Source organism: Streptomyces sp. JK94, from assembly GCF_053613315.1.
On sequence record NZ_JBSICH010000034.1, the window covers coordinates 63,336 to 89,045 of the forward strand.

At 74.2% G+C, this 25,710-nt stretch carries 23 protein-coding genes and 2 pseudogenes; 11 read left to right on the top strand and 14 right to left on the bottom strand.

Translation table 11 applies throughout. The features are described from left to right. Positions 1 to 10: 10 nt before the first annotated feature. On the top strand, positions 11 to 1,171 hold the full coding sequence (locus ACVV2G_RS26370) for a type ISP restriction/modification enzyme (RefSeq protein ID WP_453845255.1): 1,161 nt from the start codon (positions 11 to 13) through the stop codon (positions 1,169 to 1,171). A 499-nt stretch (positions 1,172 to 1,670) separates the two neighbouring features. Here ACVV2G_RS26370 and ACVV2G_RS26375 read toward each other — a convergent pair whose 3' ends face one another. The 4 genes and pseudogenes from ACVV2G_RS26375 to ACVV2G_RS26390 all read right to left on the bottom strand — a co-directional run bounded on the left by ACVV2G_RS26375 (position 1,671) and on the right by ACVV2G_RS26390 (position 4,158). Further along, positions 1,671 to 1,940, bottom strand: a complete 270-nt coding sequence (locus ACVV2G_RS26375; protein ID WP_453845256.1) for a hypothetical protein — start codon at positions 1,938 to 1,940, stop codon at positions 1,671 to 1,673. Positions 1,941 to 2,055: 115 nt separating this feature from the next. Next, complete coding sequence (locus ACVV2G_RS26380; protein WP_453845316.1) at positions 2,056 to 2,850, bottom strand: anti-sigma factor; 795 nt, start codon at positions 2,848 to 2,850, stop codon at positions 2,056 to 2,058. Further along, a pseudogene (locus ACVV2G_RS26385) lies at positions 2,799 to 3,011 on the bottom strand (sigma factor); the annotation flags it as partial. The gene ACVV2G_RS26380 and the pseudogene ACVV2G_RS26385, both read right to left, overlap by 52 nt. A 340-nt stretch (positions 3,012 to 3,351) precedes the next feature. Next, the gene (locus ACVV2G_RS26390; RefSeq protein ID WP_453845257.1) at positions 3,352 to 4,158 is read right to left on the bottom strand and encodes an SGNH/GDSL hydrolase family protein; all 807 of its coding nucleotides are present in this window, start codon (positions 4,156 to 4,158) and stop codon (positions 3,352 to 3,354) included. A gap of 617 nt (positions 4,159 to 4,775) precedes the next feature. On the opposite strand from ACVV2G_RS26390, the gene ACVV2G_RS26395 reads away from it, so the two are divergent. From ACVV2G_RS26395 to ACVV2G_RS26410, 4 genes are all read left to right on the top strand, one after another. After that, the gene (locus ACVV2G_RS26395) at positions 4,776 to 5,633 is read left to right on the top strand and encodes a glycosyltransferase family 2 protein (protein WP_453845258.1); all 858 of its coding nucleotides are present in this window, start codon (positions 4,776 to 4,778) and stop codon (positions 5,631 to 5,633) included. Beyond that, complete coding sequence (locus ACVV2G_RS26400; RefSeq protein ID WP_453845259.1) at positions 5,630 to 6,631, top strand: glycosyltransferase family 2 protein; 1,002 nt, start codon at positions 5,630 to 5,632, stop codon at positions 6,629 to 6,631. The genes ACVV2G_RS26395 and ACVV2G_RS26400 overlap by 4 nt, the downstream gene beginning before the upstream one ends. Then, positions 6,624 to 7,439, top strand: coding sequence for a polysaccharide deacetylase family protein (locus ACVV2G_RS26405; protein WP_453845260.1), 816 nt, complete (start codon positions 6,624 to 6,626; stop codon positions 7,437 to 7,439). Before ACVV2G_RS26400 ends, ACVV2G_RS26405 begins: the two co-directional genes overlap by 8 nt. Positions 7,440 to 7,545: 106 nt before the next feature. Then, positions 7,546 to 8,640, top strand: coding sequence for a DUF5925 domain-containing protein (locus ACVV2G_RS26410; protein ID WP_453845261.1), 1,095 nt, complete (start codon positions 7,546 to 7,548; stop codon positions 8,638 to 8,640). 178 nt (positions 8,641 to 8,818) lie between these two features. Here the strand turns inward: ACVV2G_RS26410 and ACVV2G_RS26415 are convergent, their stop codons facing one another. After that, a complete protein-coding gene (locus ACVV2G_RS26415) occupies positions 8,819 to 9,187 on the bottom strand; it encodes a GntR family transcriptional regulator (RefSeq protein WP_453845262.1) in 369 nt (122 codons plus the stop codon). Positions 9,188 to 9,257: 70 nt separating this feature from the next. Here ACVV2G_RS26415 and ACVV2G_RS26420 point away from each other — a divergent pair, with 70 nt between their 5' ends. Both ACVV2G_RS26420 and ACVV2G_RS26425 read left to right on the top strand, forming a co-directional pair. Further along, positions 9,258 to 9,515 carry a hypothetical protein gene (locus ACVV2G_RS26420; RefSeq protein ID WP_453845263.1) on the top strand — a complete coding sequence of 86 codons (258 nt, stop codon included), beginning with the start codon at positions 9,258 to 9,260 and terminating at the stop codon, positions 9,513 to 9,515. Then, positions 9,496 to 9,990 (top strand): annotated as a pseudogene (locus ACVV2G_RS26425) (ribonuclease FAU-1 family protein); the annotation flags it as partial. The gene ACVV2G_RS26420 and the pseudogene ACVV2G_RS26425, both read left to right, overlap by 20 nt. Here the strand turns inward: ACVV2G_RS26425 and ACVV2G_RS26430 are convergent. Further along, positions 9,977 to 10,627 carry a class I SAM-dependent methyltransferase gene (locus ACVV2G_RS26430; protein WP_453845264.1) on the bottom strand — a complete coding sequence of 217 codons (651 nt, stop codon included), beginning with the start codon at positions 10,625 to 10,627 and terminating at the stop codon, positions 9,977 to 9,979. The pseudogene ACVV2G_RS26425 and the gene ACVV2G_RS26430 overlap by 14 nt on opposite strands. Positions 10,628 to 10,778: 151 nt before the next feature. Between ACVV2G_RS26430 and ACVV2G_RS26435 the strand changes: the two genes are divergently transcribed. Beyond that, positions 10,779 to 10,913, top strand: a complete 135-nt coding sequence (locus ACVV2G_RS26435; protein ID WP_453845265.1) for a hypothetical protein — start codon at positions 10,779 to 10,781, stop codon at positions 10,911 to 10,913. A gap of 14 nt (positions 10,914 to 10,927) precedes the next feature. Here the strand turns inward: ACVV2G_RS26435 and ACVV2G_RS26440 are convergent, their stop codons facing one another. Further along, the gene (locus tag ACVV2G_RS26440; protein ID WP_453845266.1) at positions 10,928 to 11,434 is read right to left on the bottom strand and encodes a GNAT family N-acetyltransferase; all 507 of its coding nucleotides are present in this window, start codon (positions 11,432 to 11,434) and stop codon (positions 10,928 to 10,930) included. Positions 11,435 to 11,612: 178 nt separating this feature from the next. On the opposite strand from ACVV2G_RS26440, the gene ACVV2G_RS26445 reads away from it, so the two are divergent. Then, positions 11,613 to 12,701, top strand: coding sequence for a lytic polysaccharide monooxygenase auxiliary activity family 9 protein (locus tag ACVV2G_RS26445; RefSeq protein WP_453845267.1), 1,089 nt, complete (start codon positions 11,613 to 11,615; stop codon positions 12,699 to 12,701). Between the two features lie 114 nt (positions 12,702 to 12,815). Here the strand turns inward: ACVV2G_RS26445 and ACVV2G_RS26450 are convergent, their stop codons facing one another. Continuing rightward, entirely contained in the window at positions 12,816 to 13,784 is a 969-nt protein-coding gene (locus tag ACVV2G_RS26450; RefSeq protein WP_453845268.1) for a DNA polymerase Y family protein, read from the bottom strand. Beyond that, on the bottom strand, positions 13,781 to 17,305 hold the full coding sequence (locus ACVV2G_RS26455) for a DNA polymerase III subunit alpha (protein ID WP_453845269.1): 3,525 nt from the start codon (positions 17,303 to 17,305) through the stop codon (positions 13,781 to 13,783). The genes ACVV2G_RS26450 and ACVV2G_RS26455 overlap by 4 nt, the downstream gene beginning before the upstream one ends. Before the next feature lie 152 nt (positions 17,306 to 17,457). Here ACVV2G_RS26455 and ACVV2G_RS26460 point away from each other — a divergent pair, with 152 nt between their 5' ends. Continuing rightward, positions 17,458 to 18,516, top strand: coding sequence for a DUF3533 domain-containing protein (locus ACVV2G_RS26460; RefSeq protein WP_453845270.1), 1,059 nt, complete (start codon positions 17,458 to 17,460; stop codon positions 18,514 to 18,516). Between the two features lie 202 nt (positions 18,517 to 18,718). Here ACVV2G_RS26460 and ACVV2G_RS26465 read toward each other — a convergent pair whose 3' ends face one another. The 3 genes from ACVV2G_RS26465 to ACVV2G_RS26475 form a co-directional block, all read right to left on the bottom strand. Then, positions 18,719 to 19,624: a S1 family peptidase gene (locus ACVV2G_RS26465; RefSeq protein WP_453845271.1), complete on the bottom strand. Its 906-nt coding sequence runs from the start codon at positions 19,622 to 19,624 to the stop codon at positions 18,719 to 18,721. A gap of 207 nt (positions 19,625 to 19,831) precedes the next feature. Beyond that, positions 19,832 to 20,617, bottom strand: a complete 786-nt coding sequence (locus ACVV2G_RS26470) for a DUF1684 domain-containing protein (RefSeq protein ID WP_453845272.1) — start codon at positions 20,615 to 20,617, stop codon at positions 19,832 to 19,834. 27 nt (positions 20,618 to 20,644) lie between these two features. After that, positions 20,645 to 21,814, bottom strand: a complete 1,170-nt coding sequence (locus ACVV2G_RS26475; protein ID WP_453845273.1) for a DUF5685 family protein — start codon at positions 21,812 to 21,814, stop codon at positions 20,645 to 20,647. A 289-nt stretch (positions 21,815 to 22,103) separates the two neighbouring features. Between ACVV2G_RS26475 and ACVV2G_RS26480 the strand changes: the two genes are divergently transcribed. Beyond that, entirely contained in the window at positions 22,104 to 22,541 is a 438-nt protein-coding gene (locus ACVV2G_RS26480; protein ID WP_053128490.1) for a cell division protein SepF, read from the top strand. Between the two features lie 74 nt (positions 22,542 to 22,615). Here the strand turns inward: ACVV2G_RS26480 and ACVV2G_RS26485 are convergent, their stop codons facing one another. Continuing rightward, positions 22,616 to 23,806: an acyl-CoA dehydrogenase family protein gene (locus ACVV2G_RS26485; protein ID WP_453845274.1), complete on the bottom strand. Its 1,191-nt coding sequence runs from the start codon at positions 23,804 to 23,806 to the stop codon at positions 22,616 to 22,618. Positions 23,807 to 23,977: 171 nt separating this feature from the next. Beyond that, positions 23,978 to 25,618: an MFS transporter gene (locus tag ACVV2G_RS26490; protein WP_453845275.1), complete on the bottom strand. Its 1,641-nt coding sequence runs from the start codon at positions 25,616 to 25,618 to the stop codon at positions 23,978 to 23,980. Positions 25,619 to 25,710 lie beyond the last annotated feature (92 nt).

The following is a 25,710-nucleotide window of genomic DNA, read 5'->3' on the forward strand; positions in this document are numbered from 1 at the left end:
CCGTCGTACGATGCCCAGCGTGACGCACGACGACGCTCCGCCGCTGGCGGACCTCATGCCGTGGTCCGTCGCACCGCCGCGGCTCGGCCGGGGGTGGCCGGCGGCACCCGACCCGGCATCCCTGAAGGCCCGCTGGGACGCTCTGGTGAAGGCCGAGGGGCCCGACCGCGAGGCCCTGCTCGAACCGACGCGCGCCCGCACGCTGCACACGGCGGTCGGCCGGCTGCCGGGCACGTCCGGCGGCACGGAGAGGCTGCTGCGCGCCACCGGCCCGTGCCCGGAGCCGGTCCGCGTGCTGCGCGCGCCCTTCGACGAGCAGTGGCTGATCCCCGACCACCGGCTGATCGACGCGGCCCGTCCGGAGCTGTGGCGGGTGGCGGACGGGCGGCAGGTCTTCGTGGCGGAGACCCCCGGCCCCGGGGGGCCTCCCCTGCTCCTGGCGACCTCCCGGCTGCCGCTGCTCGGCGGCGCCCCGGTACGCCCGCTGTTCCGCCGCCCCGGGGGGACGGAACCGAACCTGGCCCCCGGCCTCCTCGACCACCTGGCCGCCCGGCTCGGCCGGCGCCCCGGACCGCTGGACGTCCTGGCCTGGGCGGTGGCGACCGTGCGGGAGGGCTCCCGGGTCCCGCTCACCGCGGACCCCGAGCTGTGGGAGCACGGAGTCGGCCTGGGCCGGCGCGCCCTGTGGCTGATGCGCCGCGACGGCGAGCGTCCCAAGCTGCCCGGCGGCCGCCGCCCCTACGTCCGGGCCCCGCTGCCCGCGCGCCCGCTGACCCTGCGCTACGACCGGGACGAGGAGGCCCTGTACCTGGACGAGGGCCGTATCTCCCCCGTGCCGCCGGGCGCCTGGGACTTCGAGGCGGGCGGGGTACGGGTGCTGGAGCAGTGGTTCGCGGCACGCGGCGCCGGGGGCGAGCCGGGCACGCTGGCGGCGATCCGCGCGGCCGGCTGGTCGCAGACCTGGACGTCCGAGCTGCTGGAACTGATCACGGTCCTCGCCCTGCTCGCCGAGGTCCGGCCCCGGTGCCGGGAGCTGGCGGTGTCGGCGGAGATCACGGCGGCCGAGCTGCGCGAGGCGGGCGTACTCCCGGTCCCCTCGGCGGCCCGTCGCCCGGCTTCCGTCCTGGACGGCCGGGAGGAGGGCCCGGAGGGACAACTGGCCTTGCTGTAGGGCTCCTTCGACGGCTCGCGGCAGACCGCTCGGGCCGGCGCCCTGCCCCGCGTCCGCCTGCTCCTGCTCCTGCTCCTGCTCCTGCTCCTGCTCCTGCTCCTGCAATCAGGGCAGCGGGCGGGTGCGCTCGGCGGTGGCGATCTCGTCGGTGCCGCAGGTCGTCACGACGCCGTTCACCATGGCGACCGCTCCGTCCCGCCGTACGCCGGTACGCGCGTGGGGACGGCTGAACGAACCGGTGGGCGTCGTCGCCGGGCGGGAGCCGAGGACGCGAGCACGCCCACGGGGGCGAACCGGACGGGCGTAAGGGGGCGGACCCCAGGGTGGGGTGTACCGGGGCGGGCCCCAGGGCGGAGGGGCGGGAGCGGACGTACGGGGGCGGGCGTACGGGGTGCTGCCCGCGCCCGGGAACACACCGGGGCGCCGCTGCGTGCCGTGGGGATGACGGACGAGTGCGGCGGCGCCGCGCCGGGTCGGTGTGACCGCCGGAGCGCGGGCCTCAGTTGCCGCCGAACAGCGAACGACGCAGTCGGCGCAGCGGCGCGAACAGCGAGACCCGGCGTACCCTGGCACCCCTGCTGCTGCGCTGGTGCGCGGGCTCACGCGCGGTCAGCTCACGCATCAGCGACGTCGCCTCCACCGTCTCCCGCTGCGGAAGGGCGGGCCCTCCGAGTACCGCGAGATGGCGGTCGAGACGCGAGCTGGTCGCGCTGCTCCCGCAGGTGATCGCAGGGACCCTGGCCCTGCTGCGCACTGTTATCTGTTCCATGTCACTCCCCACCCGTACGAGTCCGCCCGGCCCGGGCAGGGTAACCCTATCGCCCCGGTGCGGCATGCGTGTATCGCGGTCACGGGATTCACCTTCCCCGTAAGGGGGTTGGCGATCACTCTCCGAATCCGACAGATTCCAGGGTGAGTTGGACAACCGGCCTGCTGGTCGGCCGGGCCGAGCCGCCGTCGGGTTCGACCGTCACGGCCAGTGACGTGGCGGACCGGTGCAGGCCGGAGGCGACCAGGGGCGTGTCGCCGTCCAGGAGCCCGAGGGAGCGCGGTCCCGCGCCCCGGCGCATGAGCCACAGTTGGTGCACGCGGTCGCCGGACGGCTCGCCGTATCCGCGCAGGGTGACGATCGCGCGCCCCTCGGACGCGGAGGCGACCACCGCGAGGTGGTGGCCCCGGTCGTCCTCGCCGTGGGTGGCGCGGGCGTCCGGAGCCGCGAGAACGTGGGCGATCTCACGTGCCCGGTCCCGCGCCCCGGCCAGCTCGTCCCGCGCCCGGTCCGCCTGCACGGCGAAGAGCGAGGCGACCACGAGGGCCGCGGCGGCGGTCGTCGTGGCGAACGGCACGAGCAGCGGGCGTGGCCGGGACGCCCGGGAGCGCTCCGGCCGCGGTCGCCCGCCCCGCACGTGCGGCGGCAGCCGGCGGACGGACACGGGCGCGGGCTCCTGTGCGGTGGTGCGTACGGCGGCCAGGACGCGGGCGCGCAGGGCGGCCGGCGCCGGGGCGGCCGTGGTCCGGGCCAGCCGGACGGCGTCCTCGGACAGGGTCCGCACCTCGGCGGCGCAGCGGTCGCACCCGGTCAGATGCCGGTCGAAGCGGACCCGCTCGGCACCTTCCAGGGCGTCGTCCAGGACAGGGCGCTCCCCCGGCCGGGGTCGAACCGGGCGGACGACCGCCAGAGTTCGAGCAGCACCTCCTGCGCCACCTCCTCCGCCTGGGCGGGGTCGCGCACCACGCGCCGCACGAGTCCGAACACCGGTCCGGCGACCAGCCCGTACAGCTCCTCGAAGGCCGTGTGGTCGCCGTCCGCCACGCGCATCAGCAGCTCGTCCGCCTCCACCCCGGTCCCCCTCCTCCGCGGGCCGCGGAGGGCCCGTCGACGTCACCGCGGACACGCGGCGGCGCGCCCTCCAAGGGAGGTACGGATCGGCGGGCGGAAAGCGCGGGTCGGCCGGGCGGGGGCGGGTCACCGCCGGGTGACGGGGGACCGGGCGGCCTGGCCTCGGCGGGCGTCGTTCTTCCCCTCGGGCGGTGGCCTCTCGGTGTCCTGCGGGACGGACCTGCGGGACGGAGAGGAGGGGGAGGCTCCGATGGACGGAACCTCCCCCTCCTCTCACCCTTTCGCCCTTTTCGCCCTTTCCTTGCTTTCCTTGCTTTCCTTGCTTTCCTTCCGCTTCCGGTCAGGCGGCGCTGTTGAGGACCGGCAGGTAGCCGCCGGACTGACCGGCCGCGGTCGGGTGGTACGACTCGCCGATGTTGAGCCAGTTCAGGCTGTGCAGCCAGGGACTGCCGGAGCAGAGCTCGTGTCCGGTGAAGGTCGGCCGTACGTCGCCGAAGGTGAAGCCGTGGCCGGCGGCCCGCTTGGCGATCGCGGTGTTGAGGTGGTCGGAGGCGTCGTTGATGGCCTTCCGCTTGGTCTCGGAGAGGCCGAGGCAGGCGGCGCCGAGCTGGTAGAAGCGCGGGTAGCCGAGGACGACGACCTCGGCGTTCGGGGCCTTGCCGCTGATCGCCGAGTAGACGTTGTCGAGGGCGCCGGGCAGCGTCGAGTCGACGTACGCCTTCGCGGTGGCGATGCGCGACAGGCAGGAACTGTCGGACTGGAGCACACAGGTGGTCATGACGTCGCCGAATCCGGCGTCGTTGCCGCCAACACTGATCGAGACCAGTCCGGTGGCGGAGCTGAGCGGGCCGAGCTGTCCGGCGAGAACATCACCCGTACGGGCGCCGGAACAGGCGGTGAAGTCGAACGTCGAGGGGGAGTTGGCGTTCGCCCAAAGGTAGGGGTGGGCCTTCGTGCTGCGCTTGCAGTCGCCGCTGGAGCTGATGTAGCTGCCTGCTCCGACCCCCGAGGAATAGGAGTCGCCGAGCGCCACATAGCCGCCGGACGCTGCGGGTTGGGCTGCCTGGGCGGTCGCGGCCCCGGTGAGGGTGGCGCCGGCGGCGAGGAGGATGGAGCTCAGGAAGCCGACAAGTCGGGAACGTCTCATGGAACCTCCTTTAGCAGGATCTCCGCTCGAACCGTGGTAGCAGCTACGCGTGTTGACCGGAAGTGTCCATGCCAAAAGATGGCTGATGGTCGTCCAAAATCGGACGGAAACCGTCGGGAACACCAGTGCCGTCTTGACGGCCTTCCGAGAGCTGCGCCACATTGATGTCCGGCATCTTGGGCTTCAGGGGGCAAAGCGGAACGGTCCGGGGGACCTGCTCCGTGGGACATCGGCCCCATGAGGAACGGATGATGTCAAACCAGCGGAAACGTGGGACCTGTTTCCAGGTCTTGCCATACGGGTTCAATCGTCAATACCGTCATACATCTCCCGCATCGGTGCGTCGGCAAGCGGCTCAGGGGAGGGCTCGAGGCCGCGGCGGACCGGGACGGGGCGCGCGGTTGGGGGGTGCCGTGCTCGGTGACCGCACAGGTGACCGGGCCGCGCCGCGCGGTCGGCTGCCGCTTTCTTCCGGCGCCGGCAGGCTTTGCCGGCTCGCCCGGTCACGTGCGGAGTTCCACCCCGTCGTGCCGTGGGGCGAGAACCCCCCTTTCGAACCGGACACAGAGCCGGACCGCCCCTGGGGCGGGCGGTCCGCCGGACGAGAGGGACCAGTCATGAGCTCAGTTCTGCAGCCGGCGTCGACGGGCAACGAACCGTCGTCCGGTCCTTCACCCGCCGGTGAGTACCGGCCCGTCTCCTCGCACCTGGCGATAGCGCCGCCGGTGAGCGTGGTCATACCCGCCATGAACGAGGCGGAGAACCTTCCCTACGTCTTCAAGACGCTGCCCGACTGGATCCACGAGGTCGTCCTCGTGGACGGCAACTCCACCGACGACACCGTCGGGGTCGCCCGGGAACTGCGACCGGACGTCAAGGTCGTCGAGCAGCGCGGCAAGGGCAAGGGGGACGCGCTGATCACCGGCTTCGAGGCGTGCACCGGGGACATCATCGTGATGGTCGACGCCGACGGTTCGGCCGACGGCCAGGAGATCGTGTCGTACGTCTGCGCCCTCGTCTCCGGCGCGGACTTCGCCAAGGGCTCCCGCTTCGCCAACGGCGGCGGCACCGACGACATGACCTTCATCCGCAAGCTGGGCAACCGCGCCCTGTGCGCGGTGGTCAACCGGAAGTTCGGCGCCCGCTACACCGACCTCTGCTACGGCTACAACGCGTTCTGGCGGCACTGCCTGGACAGGATCGACCTCGACTGCACCGGCTTCGAGGTCGAGACCCTGATGAACATCCGGGTCGTCAAGGCGGGCCTGAGGGTCCAGGAGATACCCAGCCACGAGTACCTGCGCATCCACGGCGTCAGCAACCTGCGGGCGGTGCGGGACGGGCTGCGGGTGCTCAGAGTGATCCTCGGCGAGCGTTCCAACCGGCGCGCGCTGCGCAGCCGTACCCACTCGCCGACCCTCGCACCGGTCGGTCCGGTGGTCCCGGTCGTCCCGGCCCGGAGGCAGGCGTCTTGAGCGCTCCCGGCGCCTCGCTCACGGTCTCCGTCGTGATCTGCGCCTACACCGAGGAGCGCTGGGAGGACGTCCTCGCGGCGGTCTCCTCGGTGCGGGCGCAGTCCCGCCCGGCCCGGGAGACGCTGCTGGTCGTCGACCACAACGAGGCCCTGCGGGACCGGCTGCTGCAGGAGTACGGGGAGGGACGGGACGTGCGGGTGCTCGCCAACGCGGGCCCCCGCGGTCTCTCCGCCGGCCGCAACACCGGCATCGCGGCAGCTCGCGGGGAGGTGATCGCCTTCCTCGACGACGACGCCGTGGCCGAGCGCGACTGGCTGCGGTACTTCGCCGAGGCGTACGCCGACTCCCGGGTGATGGCCGTCGGCGGGCGCACCGTGCCCGTCTGGGCGTCGGGACGCCGGCCGGTCTGGTTCCCCGAGGAGTTCGACTGGGTGGTGGGCTGCACGTACCGGGGCCTGCCGCCCGGCCGGGTCCGGGTGCGCAACGTGCTGGGCGGCAACGCCTCCTTCCGGCGCGAGGCGTTCGACGCGGCGGGCGGCTTCGCCACCGGCATCGGGCGCGACGGCGACAGACGCCCGCTGGGCTGCGAGGAGACCGAGCTGTGCATCCGGCTCTCCCGCGCCCGGCCCGACGCCGTCCTGCTGATCGACGACCGGGCGGTGATCCACCACCGGGTGCCCGAGGCGCGCGAGCGCTTCGGCTACTTCCGCGCCCGCAGCTACGCCGAGGGACTGTCCAAAGCCCTGGTGGCGCGCAGCGTCGGCGCGGGCAAGGGGCTGGAGTCCGAACGCCGGTACGCCACCCGGGTCCTGCCGGCCGGGGTGGCGCGCGGGCTGCGGGACGCCGTGCTGGCCCGGCCGGGCGGCGCGGGCCGGGCGGGCGCGATCGTCACCGGGGTGCTCACGGCGGCGGGCGGCTACCTGGTGGGGAGCGTACGGGCGCGGCGGAGCGGGGCCGCGTTCTCCGCGACGCCCGTCGGGGGCGGCGCGCATGGCTGACGCCCACCGGGACGACGCGCGCGTGCCGGTCCTCATGTACCACGCGGTCGCGGCCGATCCCGTCGCCGCCACCCGCGCCCTGTCGGTGACCCCCCGGGCGTTCGCCGGGCAGATGGCGGCGATCGCCGACCGGGGCCTGACCCCGATCGGCACGGCGGAGCTGGCCGCCGCGTGGCGCTCGGGCCGCCCGCTGCCGAAGCGGCCCGTCCTGATCACCTTCGACGACGGCTACGAGGGCGTGCACCGGCACGCCCTGCCCGTTCTCACCGCGTACGGCTTCCCGGCGACCCTGTTCGTCTCCACGGGCTGGCTGCGGGGCCCGTACGACACCGGGAGCGCCCCGGACACCATGCTCGACTGGGACCAGGTCCGTGAACTGGCCGCCGCCGGTGTGGAGATCGGCGGGCACAGCCACACCCATCCGCAGCTCGACCAGCTCGGCGAGGAGCGGCTGCGGTCCGAGCTGATCCACTGCCGGGAGAGCATCACCGACCAGCTGGGCGCCGCCCCGGTGTCCTTCGCCTACCCCTACGGATACTCCGACCGCCGGGTACGGCGGGCGGTGCGCGAGACGGGGTACGCGCAGGCGCTCGCCGTCGGCAACGCCCTGGCGCGCCGTGCCCAGGGGCCGTACGCCCTGCGGCGGGTCACCGTGCGGCGCCGCACGGGGCCCGGCGAGTTCGCCCGGCTGGTCGAGGGCCGGGCCGTCGCCCGCACCTTCGCGCGGGACCGGACGCTCACCAAGGGGTACGCCGTGCTCCGCGGGGCGCGGCGGGCACGGAGGCGGATGCCGGGGGCGGGCGCCTGAACCACCGGCCGTCGGCCGCGCCCTGCCGCGGGGCGCCGCGCCGCGGGTGCCGCGTGTCCCCGGGAAACCGGGTGCACGCGGCCTGCCCGTGCCGGATCATGGCGGAATGCCCGTGGACCCGCACGACACCCTGCCGATCAGGCTCAACGTCGACGACAGCGACTCGCCCTCCGACGTCGTCGACGCGTTGTTCCTCGGCCGTTTCGCGACGGGCGAGCAGCCCTTCGCCCACGCGGCCGGCCTCGACCGCGTGCGGCCCGGGGCGACCCTGCTGCCGCCCGGCGCGCGCGTGCTGCGGCTCGCCCGCGACGACGACCGCAGCGCGACGCTGGCCGAGGGCGACGGCTGGACGGTGCTCGTCTCGCGCTGGAACCGGGGCGCCGACGTCACGGTCACGGCGACCAGCGCCGACCTGGCCGAGAAGGTGCTCGGCGACGCGACCGAGGGCGCGGCCGACGAACCCGAGCCGCAGCCGGAGAACGTCACGATGGGTTTCTGGTACGTCTCCCCGCGCCGCGGCCCGCACCGCACCACCCGGCAGATCTCCGCGGGCACCTGGGACGAGGTCCGGACCAACTACACGGCACCGGTCGCCGAGGCGATGGACGGCCTGATGAAGACCACCCCCGAGGACATCGCGGGCCGGCTGCTGCTCCTGCACGGGCCGCCCGGCACCGGCAAGACGTCGGCACTGCGCACGCTCGCCCGGTCCTGGCGGGACTGGTGCCAGGTGGACTGCGTACTGGACCCGGAGCGGCTCTTCTCCGACGTCGGCTACCTGATGGACATCGCCATCGGCGAGGAGGACGCGACGGGCAGGGGCCGCTGGCGGCTGCTGCTGCTGGAGGACTGCGACGAACTGATCCGCGGCGAGGCCAAGCACACCGCGGGCCAGGCCCTCTCCCGGCTGCTGAACCTGACGGACGGGCTGCTCGGCCAGGGCCGCAACGTCCTGGTCGGCGTCACGACCAACGAGGACCTGGAGCGCCTCCACCCCGCCGTCGTCCGCCCCGGCCGCTGCCTGGCCCGCATCGAGGTCGGACCGCTGACCCGCCGGGAGGCGGTGGGCTGGCTGGGCACCGAGGAGGGCGTGGGCCGCGAGGGCGCCACACTGGCGGAGCTGTACGCGCTGCGCCGGGGCACCTCGCCGACGGCGCTGCCGGAGCCGCGGACCGGCACGGACGCGGGACTCTACCTGTGACACGGAGGTGTTCGCCCGGCTCACGCGCACGGCGGGCCTGACGGTCGCCCGCACACCGAGGGCACCCGGGCCGCAGCCCCCGAGGGTCCGGGAAACCCGCCCCGGAGAGGCGCGGGGAACCGCGCGAGCAGCCGCGACGCGCCCGTGCTCAGGAGACCCGACCCCGGCAGCGGCGCGGTCAGTCCCCGTAGGCCGCCCGCAGGGCGTCCCGCACCGCGTCCAGCGCCTGTGCCTGCGTGCCCCCCAGCCGCACGGCCCGCGAGGCGTACTCCTGCGCGGCGGACGCCAGTTCCCGCTCCGCCGCCGAGCCGGCGGCGGCGACGAACGTGCCGTTGCGCCCGCGCGTCTCGATCACCCCGTCCCCCTCCAGCGCCCGGTACGCCTTGGCGACCGTGTTCGCCGCGAGCCCCAGGGACTCGGCCAGCCCGCGCACGGTGGGCAGCCGGTACCCGACCGGCAGCGCCCCCGACCGCGCCTGTTCGGAGATCTGCGCACGCACCTGCTCGTAGGGCGGGGCACCGTCATCGATGTGGATCCTCAAGGTCACGCAGCGATTGTCCCGTATCCGCGGAAAAGGAGAGGCGTCCGACCGGCCGGCCGCCGTAGCGTGCGCTCACATGACCGTTCTCGTGCGCGACCTGCGCCCCGGCGATCCGGCCGACGCCGCGGCCTTCGCCCGTGTCCGCCACCTTGCCCTGCCGTTCGTCCTGTGGACGTCCGAGGCCGTCGTCCACCACCTCGTCCGTGCCCAGCCGGGCGCCCGGAGCCGGTCCCTCGTCGCGGACGGCGACAACGGCCCGATGCTCACCGCCGCCAACGGGCTCGGGTACGGGATCTGCGGGACGGAGGCGCGCCATGTCCGCGAACTCGGCTGAACCGCCGTCCGAGGTGGACGTCGTCCTGGTCAAGGCGGGCCGTACGAAGATCAGGTACGCGAGCGAACTGCTGCACGACGACGGCACCCGCCTCGCCGTGCGCGCCCCCTGGGCCGGTGCCGGCGTCCGCGACTTCGGCTTCGTGCGGTTCGAGGCCGGTGACGTCTTCACCGAGTACTACTGGCGCGACCGCTGGTACGCCGTGAAAGAGGTCCGGGCCGGCACGGGCGCGCTCAAGGGCTGGTACTGCGACGTCACCCGCCCCGCCGTCCGCACCGGCGCGGAACTGGTCGTGGAGGACCTCGACCTGGACCTGTGGCGCTCCGCGGACGGCACGGACGTGCGGCGGCTGGACGAGGACGAGTTCGCCGAGAGCGGTCTGACGGAGCGGGACCCCGAGGCCGCCGCCGCCGCGGTGGCCGCGCTGGACGAGTTGGAGCGGCTGGCCCGCGGGGACGGCTTCACGGACCTGCTGCGACAGGGCGGTGCCCGGCCCGGCCGGGCACCGCGACCACCGCGTACCGTTCGTCCGGCACCTGTCCGCCCCACAGCGACGGGTCGTCCGACAGCCGTTCCACGTGCACCCGCCCGGCGAGCGGGGCGAGGAGGGCGGTGAGCCGGTCGGCGGGGATGCCGACCGGGGTGACGGTCCCCCACACCCCCTCGACCAGCACCAGCCGCCCTCCGGGACGCAGCAGCTCCCGCCAGTGCCGCAGGACCCGGCCGGGGTCGGGCAGTGTCCACAGGACGTGTCGCGCCAGTACGGCGTCGAAGCGCTGCCCGCCCACCGGCGGTGCCGCCGCGTCACCGGTGCGGAACACCGCGTCACGGCCGGCGAGTTTGGACCTGGCTCGCTCCACCATGGCCGGGGACAGGTCGACGCCGGTGACGCGGTGTCCCTGTTCGGCCGCGAGGAGCGACAGGCTGCCGGTGCCGCACCCCGGGTCGAGGACGTCCCCGGCCCGTGCGGGCAGCCAGGATCCCAGCCGCGAGGCCCAGGCCCGGCGCACGTCCGCGTCGCGCAGCCCGTGGTCGGGTGCGTCGTCGAAGACGGCGGCCTGCGCGTCCCAGTCGACACCCGCCGCGGTCGTCCGGTCACCGTTCTCGCTCATGCGCCCAGGGTGCCGGCCACCCCTGACAGCGGATCCGTCCCGCGGGAACGTGACAGCCGCCACTGACAGGGATGCATCGATGAGTGACTCTCGGGGAAGGGGTCTACCTCCGTGAGAACGCGGAACCCGGTGGATCCGTAAGGAGGCAGCCATGCGCCGTCTGACCGTGCAGAAGCCCCTGAAGAAGACCGACGCCCGCCGAGTCCGCGAGGAGTCCGACGAGCGGCCCTCGGGGCGCCCGGAGGTCCGCAAGGACATCGCCCGTACATGGTGGCCGGACAGCTGACCGGGCCGGCCACGTCATGAGACGCGTCGAAGCAGCCGCTTACGGTAGTGGACGCGGTCGTAGGGCCCGTCCACCCGGCGTTCCACGACCTCGTACCCGTACTTCGGGTAGATCTCCTGGTTCTCCCGCATCAACGCGTTCGTGTAGAGCCTGACCTCGGACAGGCCCCGCGCACGGGCGTGTGCGTCCACGAAGCGCAGCAGCAGCCGCCCCACGCCCCTGCCGCGCGCGTCGGGGTGGACGGCGACGCTGTCGAGGAAGAGGTGGTCCGCGAACGTCTCCAGGACGACGAGGCCGACGAGGCCGACGACGCCCACGACGCCCACCGCGGGTTCGCCGGAGGCTTCCGTGACGAAGACCCTTCCCGCGGCCACGTTCGCCGCGTGGTCCGCCTCCATGGGCTGCGGCACCGCCCCGATGCGCTCGGCGTAGGGGCGGTAGGCGGCGTCGGTGACGGCCTTGACGGCCGGCAGGTCCGCGGTGACCGCCCGCCGGACCCGCTCTTCGCGTTCGTGTGCCATGCCGCGAACGGTGGCTACCTCAGCGCAGCCTGAGCACTCCCTTAACGCGGCCATAAGGATTCCCGTCGCCCGCCTCCAGCGGGCGACTTCACGGTTTCCCGGGGCTAGCTTGCTGATCACCCCCACGGGTTCCGGCCCCAGTGCCCTCGTCCCCAGTGACCGTTCCGAGGAGTTCCCCATGCCCGCACCGTCCGCGTCCCGCCGGGTCGCCGCCGTCGCCGTCGCCGGTCTCGCCCCGCTCGCCCTGACCACGCTGGCCGCCGCCCCCGCATCCGCGCACGGTTCGATGGGCGACCCGGTCAGCCGGGTGTCGCAGTGCCACGCCGAGGGCCCCGAGAGCCCGCAGTCCGACGCGTGCAAGGCGGCGGTCGCGGCCGGCGGTACGCAGGCGCTGTACGACTGGAACGGCATCCGCATCGGCAACGCCGCCGGGAAGCACCAGGAGCTGATCCCGGACGGCAAGCTGTGCAGTGCCAACGACCCGGCCTTCAAGGGCATGGACCTGGCGCGCGCCGACTGGCCCGCGACCGGTGTGAGCAGCGGGTCGTACACGTTCAAGTACCGTGTGACGGCCCCGCACAAGGGCACCTTCAAGGTGTACATCACCAAGCCCGGCTACGACCCGGCGGGACCGCTGGGCTGGGGCGACCTGGACCTGTCCGCCCCGGTGGCGACGGCCACCGACCCGGTCGCCTCGGATGGTTTCTACACCTTCTCCGGCACCCTGCCCGAGCGCTCCGGCAAGCACCTGCTGTACGCGGTGTGGCAGCGCTCGGACAGCCCGGAGGCGTTCTACTCCTGTTCCGACGTCTCCTTCGGCGGCGACGGCGGCGGTGCGGCGGACGGTGCGGGGTCGAGCGGGGACACCGCGGAGGGTTCCGCGGAGGGCGCCGTCCCGGTGCCCGAGGCCTCCGTCCCGTCCGAGGAGCAGATCGCGGCCGCGGCCGACAAGTCGACCATCGAGCACAACGGCCACGGCGACCAGGACGCCGAGACCACGACCGACCCGGTGGACCCGGCCGTCCCGGACCCGGCGACCGACACGGCGTCCGGCACGGGGCCCGAGGCGGCCACCGAGGCGGCCTCGGAGGAGCCCAACCAGGTCAAGGCCGCCGGCGGGGGCACCGAGAGCCTCGCCGAGACCGGCGGGGACAGCACCACGCCCTACCTCGCCGTCGGCGGTGCCGCCACTCTCGCGGCCGGCGCGGCGGTGCTCTTCGCGTCGGTGCGCCGGCGGGCGACGACCGGTGGCCGGCACAGCGGCTGATCCGCGACGCGGGGGACGCGGGGCCTGTCCGGCGGCTCAGGCCGGACAGGCCCCGCGGGGCGTTCCGGCGCCGGGCGGCCGGGACCACCGCGGACGGCCGGCCCGCGGGGTGTGTCACGCCGCCAGCGACCCCGGCATCACCGCCCTCGGTCCGAACTTCGCCCGCGCGCGGTCCGCGACCTCCTCGATCCGGCGGACCTTCTCGTCCACGGGGTCGAAGGTGAGCTGGTGGGAGGCCTGTTCGGCGGGGGCGAGGCCCTCGGCGCGCAGGGCGAGCGAGCGGACCCGGGCGCGCTGGAGGCCGAGCGCCTCGTACATGTCGTACGCGGCCCGCGTCAGGGCGGCCGAGTGCGCGGTCGGCTCCTCCAGGGTGCGGCTGCGGGTGGTGACCGAGCGGTCGGCGTAGCGCACGGTGAGGGTGAGGGTGCGGCACACCTTGTCCACGGCGCGCAGCCGGGTGCCCAGTTCCTCGGCAGCCGAGAGCAGGGCGCGGCGGTGCCGGCCGGGGTCGAGTTCGTCGCGGGTGAAGGGGCGTTCGGCGGCCAGGGAGCGCGAGACGCCGTTGGGGACGACCCGGCCGCGGTCGACGCCGTTCGCCTTCTCGTGCAGTTCGCGGCCGGCCTTCGCGCCGACCAGCCGCTGGAGCGTGGACAGCGGCGCGGCGGCGACCCGGCCGAGGGTGTCGAGGCCGTACTCGCACAGGGTGCGGGCGGTCGCGGTGCCGACGCCGGGCAGCGCGGCGACGGGCTTTCCGGCGAGGAACTCCCGCACCCCGCCCTCGGGCACCGCGCGGGTCAGCCCCGGCCGGGCGTCCCGCAGGGCCATGCGGGCCGGCATCGGGCTCGGCCCGGCGCCGATCACGCAGTCGACGCCGTACAGCGCGAGGGCGCGGACGCGGATCACCGAGGCCAGTTCCACGGCGTCGCGTCCGAAGTACCGTTCGGCACCCCGCAGATCGGCCAGCGCCCCGTCCGGCGGCAGCGCCTCGACGACCGGCGTGAACTCCTCCAACAGCCCCAGCAGCCGGGGCAGGGCCGCCTCGTACATCGGCGGCAGCTGGAAACGTACGCAGAGGATGGTCATCCCGCACTCCCCGGGCTCTGGTGCCACAACTTCCTTCCCCCCGCGGGCCCCTCGCCCGCGGGGCGCAGATCGGCCCATGGGTGCATCTCGTATCCCGTGGGCATGCGGATGCGCCGTTGTTCCATCGGGTCCTGGGCCGCGGAACCCGTCGGCGCCGGCCGCCCGTCCGAACCGGCCAGGCGTCTGCGTGCCGGGCCGTCCCCGGGGTCGTCGCCCCGGGGCCCGCCCGCTCCGGCCAGCCGGGCCGCGACGCCCTCCAGGCCCTCCTCCCGGCGCACCTCCAGCAGGTCGGCGAGGTTCCAGGCGACGGAGCCCACCACGCTGTAACTGCGCGGGCCGCGCCGCTGCACCACCCCGCGCACCAGCAGCAGCCAGGAGTGGAAGACGGTGTGCGCGCACGCGTCGTGCGAGTCGTCGAAGAAGGCGAGGTCGACCAGGCCGGTGCCGTCGTCGAGGGTGGAGAAGATGACCCGGCGGCCGGAGCGGACCGGCGGTGTCTGCGTGGCCGCCTTGGCGCCCGCGACCAGCACCGTCTCCCCGTGCCCGACCTCGCGCAGCCGCTTGGCCGGCACCACGCCCAGCTCGTTCAGGAAGGTGCGGTGGTCGTCCATCAGGTTGCGCGAGGCGTCCATGGAGAGCACGCCCAGTTCGGCACTGAGCTTCTCCGCCGAGGTGAGGTCGGGCAGCCCGGCCGACGCCGTCCTCCGTCCGCCGGACAGCGGGAGCTGGTCGCCGCGTCCGCCCCGGGCGCCCCGGTGCAGCTCGGTCAGGTGCAGGTGCAGGTCGCGACGGTTGGCGCCGAACGCGTCCAGTGCTCCGACCTGGGCGAGCCGTCCGGCCAGCGGCCGGCTGGGGCGGGCCCGTTCCCAGAAGTCGAGCAGGGAGGCGTACGGCTGCCCCCCGGCGATCCGCTCCGCCTCGGCCTCGCTGATGCCGTGCACGTCGGAGAGGGCGAGGCGCAGGCCCCACACGGGCTCCCCGCGCTTCTTCTCGGACACCAGTTCGATCCTGTGTGCGGCCCCCGACTTGTTCACGTCCAACGGGAGGATCGGCACCCCGCGCCGCCGCGCGTCCGCCAGCAGCAGCCGCTTGGGGTACATGCCGGGGTCGTGGGTGAGCAGCCCGGCGTAGAAGGCGGCCGGGTGATGGGCCTTCAGCCACGCCGACTGGTACGTCGGCACCGCGAAGGCGACCGCGTGCGCCTTGCAGAAGCCGTACGACCCGAAGGCCTCGACGATCTCCCAGGTGCGCCGGACGGTCTCCGCGTCGTACCCGCGCGCCGCCGCGTGCTGTGCGAACCACACCCTGATCCGCCCCTGCGACTCCGGGTCGGACAGTCCGCGCCGCACCCGGTCCGCCTCTCCGCGCCCGCAGCCGGTCATGATGGCCACGATGTCGATGATCTGCTCGTGGAAGACGACGACTCCGCAGGTGTCCTCCAGCGGCTCCGCCAGATCCTCGTGCGGGTAGCGCACCGGCGCCCGCCCGTGCCGGGCCTCGATGAACGGCCGCACCATGTCGGCGGCGACCGGGCCGGGCCGGAAGAGCGATATGTCGACGACGAGGTCGTGGAAGGTGGCCGGCTGGAGCCGCCCGACCAGGTCCCGCTGTCCCGGCGACTCGATCTGGAAGCAGCCCAGCGTCTCGGTGGAGCGGATCAGCCGGTACGTCGCCGGATCGCCCTCCGGTACGGAGTCCAGGCCGACCTCGGCGCCCGTCGCCCGCTTCACCTCGGCGACCGCGTGTGCCATCGCCGACTGCATCCGCACGCCGAGCACGTCCAGCTTGAGCAGCCCGAGGTCCTCCACGTCGTCCTTGTCGAACTGCGCCATGGGCAGGCCCTCGCCGCTGGTCGGCACGACCGGCGTGCGGGAGAGCAGGGAGGCGTCCGACAGCAGCACGCCGCAGGGGTGCATGGCGACCCCGCGCGGGAGGGCGTCGAGCCCCTCGACCAGCTCCCACAGCCTGCCGTACTTCTCCTTCTCCCCCGCCAGCTCCCGCAGCTCGGGCAGCTCCTCCAGCGCCGTGCGGGCGTCGCGGGCGCGGATGTGCGGGAAGGACTTGGCGACGCGGTCGATCTCGGCCGGGTCCATGGACAGGGCGGCGCCCACGTCGCGGATGGCGTGGCGCACGCGGTACGTCTCCGGCATCGCGACCGTGGCGACCCGCTCGGTGCCGAAGCGGTCGATGATCGCGCGGTAGACCTCCAGGCGGCGCGCGGACTCCACGTCGATGTCGATGTCGGGGAGCACGACCCGCTCCCTGGACAGGAAGCGCTCCATCAGCAGCCCGTGCTCGACCGGGTCGGCGTGCGCGATGCCGAGGAGGTGGTTGACGAGCGAGCCCGCGCCGGAGCCGCGCGCGGCGACCCGGATGCCCATGCGCCGCACGTCGTCCACGACCTGGGCGACGGTGAGGAAGTACGAGGCGAAGCCGTGGTGGGCGATGATGTCCAGCTCGTGGTGCATCCGCTCCCAGTAGGCGCGGCGCCGGTCGTGGCCGCGCAGCACCATGCCCGCCGCCGCCCGGGAGGCGAGCGCGCGCTGGGCGGTGCGGCGGCCGGCGCCCACGAGGTGCGGCTCGGGGAAGTGGACGGCGCCCATGCCGAGGTCGTCGTCCGGGTCGACCAGGCACGCGGCGGCCGTGGCCCGCGTCTGCTCCAGCAGGCGGTGGGCCGTGTCCCGCCGGAAGCCCGCGGCCTCGACGATCCGTTCGGCGGCGTACCGCATGGCGTCCGCGCCCTTGAGCCAGGCCTCGCCGGAGTCCAGCTCCTTGGTGGCGTCGATCGGGACCAGGCGGCGGGCGGCGTCCAGCACGTCGGCGACCGGGCCCTGGCCGGGGTCGGCGTAGCGGACGGCGTTGGTCAGCACCGGCCGGACGCCCTGTTCGGCGGCGAGGCCGACGGTGCGGGCGGCCAGGCGCAGGGAGCCGGGGCCGGTCCCCTCGCGGCCGTGCCAGACGGCCTCCAGGCGCAGGGCGTCGCCGTAGACCTCCCGCCAGGGGGCGAGGAGCTTCGCCGCGCGGTCGGGGCGGCCCGCGGTGAGGGCGCGGCCGACGTCGGACCCGGGGCCGAGCAGGACGGTCAGGCCGGCACCGTGGTTGTCGGCGCGGGGCAGCAGCGGAGGGCCCTCGGCGGTGTGGGCGGCGGACACCAGCCGGCACAGGTCGGCCCAGCCGCGGGCGCCGTCCCGGGCGAGGAAGGTCACCCGCGGGGCCGACTCGTCGACGAAGGCGCCTCCGCGCACGGGGACGCGGCGCCGGCCCCGGCGTACGGAGGTCTCCGCGCGGTCCGCTTCGGACTCGGGGGCGGCCACCGCCAGCTCCGCGCCGAACAGCGGACGGACGCCCGCCTTCGCGCAGGCCTTGGCGAAGCGGACCGTGCCCGCGAGGGTGTCGCGGTCGGTGAGGGCGAGGGCGTCCATGCCCCGCTCGAAGGCGCGCTCGGCCAGCCGTTCCGGGTGGGAGGCGCCGTAGCGGGCGGAGAACCCGGAGACGGTGTGCAGATGCGTGAAACCCGGCACACGCACCTCCCGATCTCATGAACCGACGCCTTATCGAACGCCTGTTCCCCACTACCTCACCCCCACCATAGACCAATTTTCGAATATGTGTGCGACATCCATTCGGCCCCGCCCCACCTGCGCGAACGTCCGCCGGCCCGGACCGTGGGGGCATGTCGCACACCCCAGGCACCGGCACCCGGAGCGGCTCCTTCCTCGACGAGGTGAGAGACGCCGTTACCCCGCGGGCCACGCTGCTCGTGCTCGGCGTGATCGCGCTCCAGCTGCTGTTCATCGCCTCCTACGTGGGAGCGCTGCACGATCCGAAGCCGAAGGACGTGCCCTTCGGGGTGGTCGCACCCCCGGCGGCCGCCGAGCGGACGGTGAGCGGGCTGGAGCGCCTGCCCGGTTCGCCGCTGGACCCGCGCACGGTGGCCGACGAGGCGAGCGCCCGGAAGCAGATCATGAACCGGGAGATCGACGGCGCCCTGGTCGCCGGCCCCTCCGGCCGCACCGACACGCTGCTGGTCGCCTCCGGCGGCGGCACCGCCCTCGCCACCACCCTGGAGAGCCTCGTCACCCGGGCGGAGCGGTCCGAGGGCCGCACGGTGCGCACCGTCGACGTGGCCCCGGCCTCGGCCCAGGACTTCGACGGGCTGTCGTCCTTCTACCTGGTCGTCGGCTGGTGCGTCGGCGGCTATCTGTGCGCCTCGATCCTGGCGATCAGCACCGGCGCCCGGCCGGCCAACCCGCGCCGCGCGGCGATCCGGCTGATCGTGATGGCCCTGGTCGCGATCGTCGGCGGGCTCGGCGGCGCGGTGATCATCGGGCCGGTCCTGGGCGCGCTGCCCGGCAGCGTGGTGGACCTGTGGGGGCTCGGTGCGCTGATCACCTTCGCCGTGGGCGCCGCCACCCTCGCCCTCCAGGGCCTCTTCGGGATCGTCGGGATCGGGCTGGCGATCCTGCTGGTGGTGATCGCGGGCAATCCGAGCGCGGGCGGCGCCTTCCCGCTGCCGATGCTGCCGCCGTTCTGGAAGGCGATCGGCCCGGCACTGCCGCCGGGCGCGGGCACCTGGGCGGCCCGCTCGATCGCCTACTTCAAGGGCAACGACACGACCGTTCCCCTGCTGGTGCTGTGGGCGTGGGCGGTCGCGGGGACGGTGGTCACGGTGCTGGCGGCCGCGCTGCGCCGTGCGCGACGGGAGCCGGAACTGCCCACGCAGGCCGGCTGACCCGCCGCACGCACGCGGCGACCGGCCGAGCGTATTCACCCCTGTCCGAAAATCACCTCTTGCCTTCGGGCCGCCCCCGTGCGTCTACACGCGGTGGTGGCTCACCGGAGCCCGGCAGCCGGGCCGGGCAAGGGGAAGCCCCCGCACACCGGTTGGTGTGCGGGGGCTCGTAGTGCCGCCGGCTGCGCTTCGATGGACCGGTCTAGTAGACGCTGACGCCGTAGGCGCTCAGGGCCTCCGTGACCGGCTGGAAGAAGGTCGTACCGCCGGAGGAGCAGTTGCCGCTGCCGCCGGAGGTCAGACCGTACGCGGTGCCGTTGCTGCCGTAGAGCGAACCGCCGGAGTCACCGGGCTCGGCGCAGACCGTGGTCTGGATGAGCCCGCTGACGACGTCGCCGCCGCCGTAGTTGACGGTGGCGTTCAGGGCGGTGACCCGGCCGCTGTGGGTGCCGGTGGTGGAACCGTCACGGAGGACGGTGGTGCCCACGCTCGGGGTGGCCGCACGGGTGATGTCCACGCCGTTCGCGGTGCCGGGCCTGCTGACCGACCCGGTGTACCGCACGATGCCGTAGTCGTTGCCCGGGAAGCTGGAGGCGGCCGTCGAGCCGAGGACCGAGGTACGCGCGGAGTTCCCGTACCAGGTGCCCGCGCCGGCGGTGCAGTGACCGGCGGTCAGGAAGTACTCGGCACCGCTGCTGCTGCGGACGTTGAAGCCGAGGGAACAGCGCCCGCTGTTCGAGTAGATGGCGTCGCCGCCCTGGATGAGCTTGTTGAACGTGCCGGGGGTCCGCTTGATCGTGAGCGCGCCGGCCTTGTCGCCGGCCTGCTCCTTGATCTTCGCGATCTCGGCCTGGGAGACCGTGCTGTCGACCGTGAGAAGCACCCGGCCGGTCTTGCTGTCGACGGCCCAGGCGGTGCCCGGGACGTCGGCGTCGAGCACCGCGCCGCTGGCGCTGTTCAGCTCGGCGGCGCTGAAGGCGACGGGGGCGGGTGCCGCGTTCGCGCTGGGGATCGCGATCGCGGCTGCGGCCACGAGGCCGGCGGATACGGCGATCAGCCGAGTCCGTCTCGTGACACCGCTGCGGGGGGTGGTGCGCCTGATCCTCACTTTTCGTTCCTCCACGGGGGAAGTCGGGGGCCCTCTTGTGGGGTCGGGCCCGTGAGGCGCAGTCAGGGGTGAGACGTCCGGATCCCGGAAGCGTCGTGCCCCTGACAAGCGCTGAGGTTGGAGTATTCGGCCGAACGGCCGGTCGGCGCAAGGGTGCCTTTCGGCCGTCAACCTTTGAACGACTTGTTGCCGCCCCCCCGGCGGCGCTCAGCGCAGTTCGCGCTCCCCCGCCTCGACGCGGGTTTCCAGGGTGTTCCCGGGCGGCGGGAAGGGGCAGACGAAGTGGTCGGCGAAGGCGCACGGCGGCAGCAGCGCGCGGTTGAAGTCGACCGTCGTACGGCCGTCGGCGTCCGGTGCGGCCGGCCGCAGGAACCGGAAGCGGTAACTGGTGCTTCCGCTGGTGGCGTCGGCGAAGACGGCCCACAGCGAACCGTCCTCCTCGACGCTCACCTGGAGCGTGTGCTCCCGCCCGCCCAGCACGAAGGCCAGTTCCCCGCCGAGGCCGAGACCGCGCTCCCGCCCGTCCGCGTTCGGCACCCGCACGCTGCGCCGCCCGGTGCCGTACGGCGTGAAACGCCCCGGCACCGACCAGCGCGGGTCGTAGGGCGTGGCCGCGATGCCGCGGAACGCCCGCCGCGCCCCGGCGGCGGGGTCGAAGTCCCGCACCCCCCAGGCGCCTTCGCGGACCAGGACGACCAGGCGCCGCTCACCGCGGGCCACCCGGGCCCCGCTCACCGGGCCCGGGTCGGCCGTGAGCCTCGCCTCCCCGTCGAGGGGCCGGCCGTCCACGGTGATCCCGTCCGCCGGGCCGGCCCTCAGCAGCACCGCGTCACCGTCCGCCGTCCAGTTCCCGGGGAGGCCCGGCAGGTGCCCGTCCGGATGGTCCTCCAGCCAGTACGTGCCGGTCAGCGCGAGGGGCCCGTAGGGCGCCGCGACCGTCGCCACGCGCTGCTCGTGCCACCGCTTCCACGCGTCGGATGCGTCCGTCGTCATGGGAGCAACCCTCCCATGACGGACGTCTCAGCAACTGCAGCCGCAGTCGCAGCCGCCGCATCCGCACCCGTCGTCGCCGCAGCACTCGCAGCAGCCGCCGCACTCGCAGCAGCTGCCGCAGTCGCACTGGGAGCACGCCGACTGCCTGCGCTCCCCGCTCCAGGGGTCGTGGTACGTGCCGCAGCACATCTGGCACGTGCAGGCCAGCCCCAGCCACACGGCGCACCCCGCCAGCAGCCCCCGGCGGTCCCGGCGCGGCGGCTGCGGAGGCCCCGGCGCCCCGGGACCGCCGGGGGTGCCCGGAGGGGCGTACGGATGGCTGCCGTGGGCGCACGAGACGGTGCCGAATGCGCGGTCGACCGAGGCGCCCAGCTCGTGCACGAGCAGCCGGTGGACCAGCCGCCCGTCGCCGAACTCCGCCTCGCGCAACGCGAGCCGCACCCCGTGCACGGCGTCGTCGGCGAGCCGCCGGGCCTCGGTGAGCGGGGTCCCGGTGGCGGTGAGCGGGTTCCAGGCGCCCGACGCGGCGTCAGCCTCCTTGTCCTCCACGGCGTCGAGGAGGTGGGCGAGCCGGCCGAAGAGGCGCCCGGCCTCGGCCAGCGCCGCGGCGTTGTGCGGGCGTCCAGCGAGGTGGGCGGTGTGCGCGAACGCGGCGGCGGTCGCGGTCTCGGTCGGCTCGGTGACGGTGAGCAGCGGCGTGCCGGGCCCGGCGAGCGCCTCGATGCCGCCCTGCCGGTCCACGGCGTCGACCAGTACGGCGGTGTCGAATCCGACGGCGCCGCCGCTGCGGGCGCCGGCCGCGTCCCAGCCCGCCGCGACCCGGCGGGCCGCACGCGCCACCGGCCGGCGGGCCAGCACCCCGTCCCCGTCGGCGACGTGGTCGCGCACCTTGGCCGAGGCCAGCACCAGGGAGACGGCCGCGGCGAGCCGGGCGCCCTCGCCGTGCGCGACGGACGCGGTGCGCATCCCGCGCAACGGACAGGGCCCGGCGGTGCGCCGTCCGGCACCCGCGCCCTCCCGCCCGGCCTGAGCCTCCGTCAGAACCGATATGAGCAGCCCGTCATAGTTCGTCACGATGCGTGCGAACTGGCCGTGGTCCTTGCGCAGGGCGAGACACAGCCCGCACAGATGCGCCATCCACTGGCTCGTGAGGCTTTCTCCGAGCCGGTGCCTGCAAGGCCTGACGATTCCGAACACGACGTTCCCCCGTGATTCCTGCGACGCTGAGCCGCGGCATCGTACCGATCCGGGGGTTCACCCGTACGCACCCGCCCTCACCCGTCCGCCGGGAAGAATCATATTTCACTCACAGTCAGCATCCGTTTGGGAAACGACCCTTGGGACACAAGGACTCTCGACGGATTCGCTGTGCACCAGTACCGTCACAAACCCCCCGCGCGGCGTCTATCCACTTGGCGCGACGTCCGCATCATGGATGACCATAGGGCTGCGGAAGCACGAAAGACCGCTGTGAGAGGAGGCGTCCATGGGATCGGTACGCAAGGCGAGTGCGTGGCTCGGCCTCGTCGACGACAACGATGACGAGCGCTATTACGACGACGACTACACCGAGGGCACCGAGCCCCGCGACGCCTGGGTCACCGACCCGCGGGTGAAGGTGGCCTCGGACGTGGCCGAGGAGAAGGGCCGCCGCATCGCGACGGTCACCCCGGACAGCTTCCGGGACGCACGGTCCATCGGCGAGCTGTTCCGGGACGGGGTCCCGGTCATCATGAACCTGACGGCCATGGAGGCCACCGACGCGAAGCGGGTGGTCGACTTCGCGGCCGGGCTGATCTTCGGCCTGCGCGGTTCGATCGAGCGGGTCTCCACCCGGGTGTTCCTGCTGAGCCCGGCCGACACCCAGGTCATCAGCGGCGAGCCCGCCGCGCACCGTTCCGACGGTTTCTTCAACCAGAGCTGAGGCGGGGCCGCACCGCACGGCCCCGCTCCCCCGCCGGACCACCGGGTCCGCCCCGCCGGACCACCGCCCGGGACCTACCGGAAGGCGTCGAGTCCGGTGAGCGCCTTGCCCAGCACCAGTTGGTGCATCTCGACGGTGCCCTCGTAGGTGAGCACCGATTCCAGGTTCGTCGCGTGCCGCATCACGGGGTACTCGAGGGAGATCCCGTTGGCGCCGAGGATCGTGCGGGCCGTACGGCAGATGTCGATGGCCTCGCGTACGTTGTTGAGCTTGCCGAAGCTGACCTGCTCGGGACGCAGGCGGCCGGCGTCCATGCGCCGCCCGAGGTGGTGGGCGAGCAGAATCCCCTTGTGCAGTTCGACCGCCATGTCGGCGAGTTTGGCCTGGGTCAGCTGGAAGCCGCCGATGGGCCGCCCGAACTGTTCCCGCGACTTCGCGTACTCCACGGCCGCCTCGAAGGAACTGCGGGCCGCCCCCATCGAACCCCAGACGATGCCGTAACGGGCGTGCGTGAGGCAGCCGAGCGGCCCGCGCAGACCGGTGACCCCGGGCAGTACGGCGTCGGCGGGCAGCCGTACGTCGTCGAGGACCAGCTCACTGGTGACGCTGGCCCGCAGCGACCACTTGTGCCTGATCTCGGGCGCGGAGAAACCGGCGCTGTCGGTCGGGACGACGAACCCGCGGATGCCGTCCTCGGTCTGGGCCCACACCACGGCGACGCCCGCCACGGAGCCGTTGGTGATCCACATCTTGCGCCCGTTGAGCACCCAGTCGCCGCCGTCGCGCGTGGCGCGGGTGCGCATGTGGGCGGGGTCGGAACCGTGGTCGGGCTCGGTCAGCCCGAAGCAGCCGATGACCTCGCCGGCGGCCATGCGCGGCAGCCACGCCTCCTTCTGCTCCTCGCTGCCGAAGCGGTGGATGGCGTACATGGCGAGGGAGCCCTGCACGGAGACCAGGGAGCGGATGCCGGAGTCGGCCGCCTCCAGCTCCAGGCAGGCCAGCCCGTACTGCACGGCGCTCGCGCCGGCGCAGCCGTACCCCTTCAGCGACATGCCCAGCGCGCCGATGCCGCCGAGTTCACGGGCCAGCTCCCGGACACCGGGCAGCTCGCCCTTCTCGTACCAGTCCGCGACGTACGGCAGCACCCGGTCGGCGGCCCAGTCGCGCACGGTGTCCCGGACCGCCAGGTCCTCCGGCTCCAGGAGGTCGTCGAGACCGAGCGGATCGGCGGGGTCGAACGCGGGCAACTGGGGGGACGCGGCCATGGGACACCCTCCGGGAACGATAAAACTAGCAGCGCTAGTTACGGCTCGAAGCCGACGTTACGCGGCAGTCTCCCGCACGTCCACCCTGCTCCGCCCCCACCCGCCGTGAGCCGCCGCACCCCTCGGCCGGCGGGCGGAGCGGCCCGCGGGCACCCCGCCGGCGACGGGCGCTCACACCGGGACGCGTGTCTCCACCGCGTCCCGGGGTGCGGGCACCGCGACCGCCCCCGCCTCCGCGACCTCCTCCGCTCCCGCCTCCACGCCCGCCTCGCACTGCATCACCCGCGGCAGCCGCGACGCCATCGCCGCCCCCAGCAGCAGCAACCCCGCACTCACCACCAACGTCACATGCAGCCCGTGCACGAACGCGTCGGCGGCCGCCCGCCGCAGGGCGGCCCCCGCAGGCCCCCCGAGCCGCGCGGCAACCTCGTACGCCTCCCCCAGCGAATGCCCCGCCGCGACCGACGCCCACGCCGGCACCCCGGGCACGCCCCCCGCCGGCCCGGGCGCGTACGCCATGTTCATCACGCTGCCGAGCAGCGCGATCCCGATGCCGGCCCCCAGCTGGTACGACGTCTCCCCGATCGCCGCCGCCCCGCCGGCCTGCGCCTGCGGCGCCTCGCTCAGCATCGACTCGTACGCCCCGAAGAGCGTCGTCTCCAGACCGAAGCCGAGCAGCACGAAGCCGGACACCATCAGCGCGCAGTCGTCGGTCCGGCCCATCGCCGTCAGCAGCACCACCGCGAAGGCCGTCAGGCAGAATCCGGTGCACACCATCCGCCGCGGCCCGAACCGGCGCAGCAGCCGCGCGCCCGCCAGCCCCGCGGCCATCGCCGCGAAGGTCAGCGGCAGCAGCCGCAGCCCGGTCTGCAGCGGGGACAGCCCGAGCACGAGCTGCAGGTACTGCGCCGCGATCAGCTCCAGACCCACCAGCGCCAGCATCGCCAGCACGATGCACCCCACCGACGTGCTGAACGCCGGCCGGCGGAACATCGCGAGGTCCACCAGCGGATGCGTGCGCCGCCGCTGCCGCCGTACGAAGGCGGTCAGCAGGGCCGCGCCCGCCACCAGCGGCAGCACGGTGAGCACGCTCGCCACCGGCTCGCCGCCGCCCAGCCGCTTCACGCCGAGGACCACGCCGAACAGGCCGCCCGCCGCCATCAGCGCGCCGACCACGTCCCAGGGCCCGCGGCCGTCGCCCTTCGACTCGGGCAGCAGCAGCCGCCCCACCGGCAGACCGACCAGCATCAGCGGGATGTTGACGAGGAAGACCGAGCCCCACCAGAAGTGCTCCAGCAGGAAACCGCCGACCAGCGGGCCGACCGCCGCGCCGACCGCGGCCACGGCGCTCCAGACGCCGATGGCCAGCGCCCGCTCCCGCCGGTCGGGGAAGACCTGCCGCAGGATCGACAGCGTGGCCGGCATGATCATGGCGCCGCCGACGCCGAGCAGCGCCCGGGCCAGGATCAGGACCTGGGCGCTGTCCGCGACGGCCGCGAGCGCGGAGGCCACCCCGAAGAGCGCGTACCCGAGGAGAAGGACGCGTCTGCGGCCCACCCGGTCGCCCAGCGTGCCGAACAGGATCAGCAGCGAGGCGCAGACGAGGGGGTAGGCGTCGACGATCCAGAGCAGTTCGATCGCGCCGGGGCGCAGGTCCTCGGTGACGGCGGGGACCGCCACGTGCAGCACGGTCGCGTCGACGGCGACCAGCAGCAGGCTGACGCAGAGGACGACCAGGACCACCCAGCGGTTGGCACCGGCCCCGGCCGTCCGACGGCGCAGCGCGGTGACAGCCGTGATCGTCCCGGACATGTACGTACCTCCAAGATGTCCCTCGCGTCGGCGGGCTGCGCGGGGTGGGGACTCCCCTGCGGGTCGGCCGGAGCGGAGCGGGGGCTCCGGGC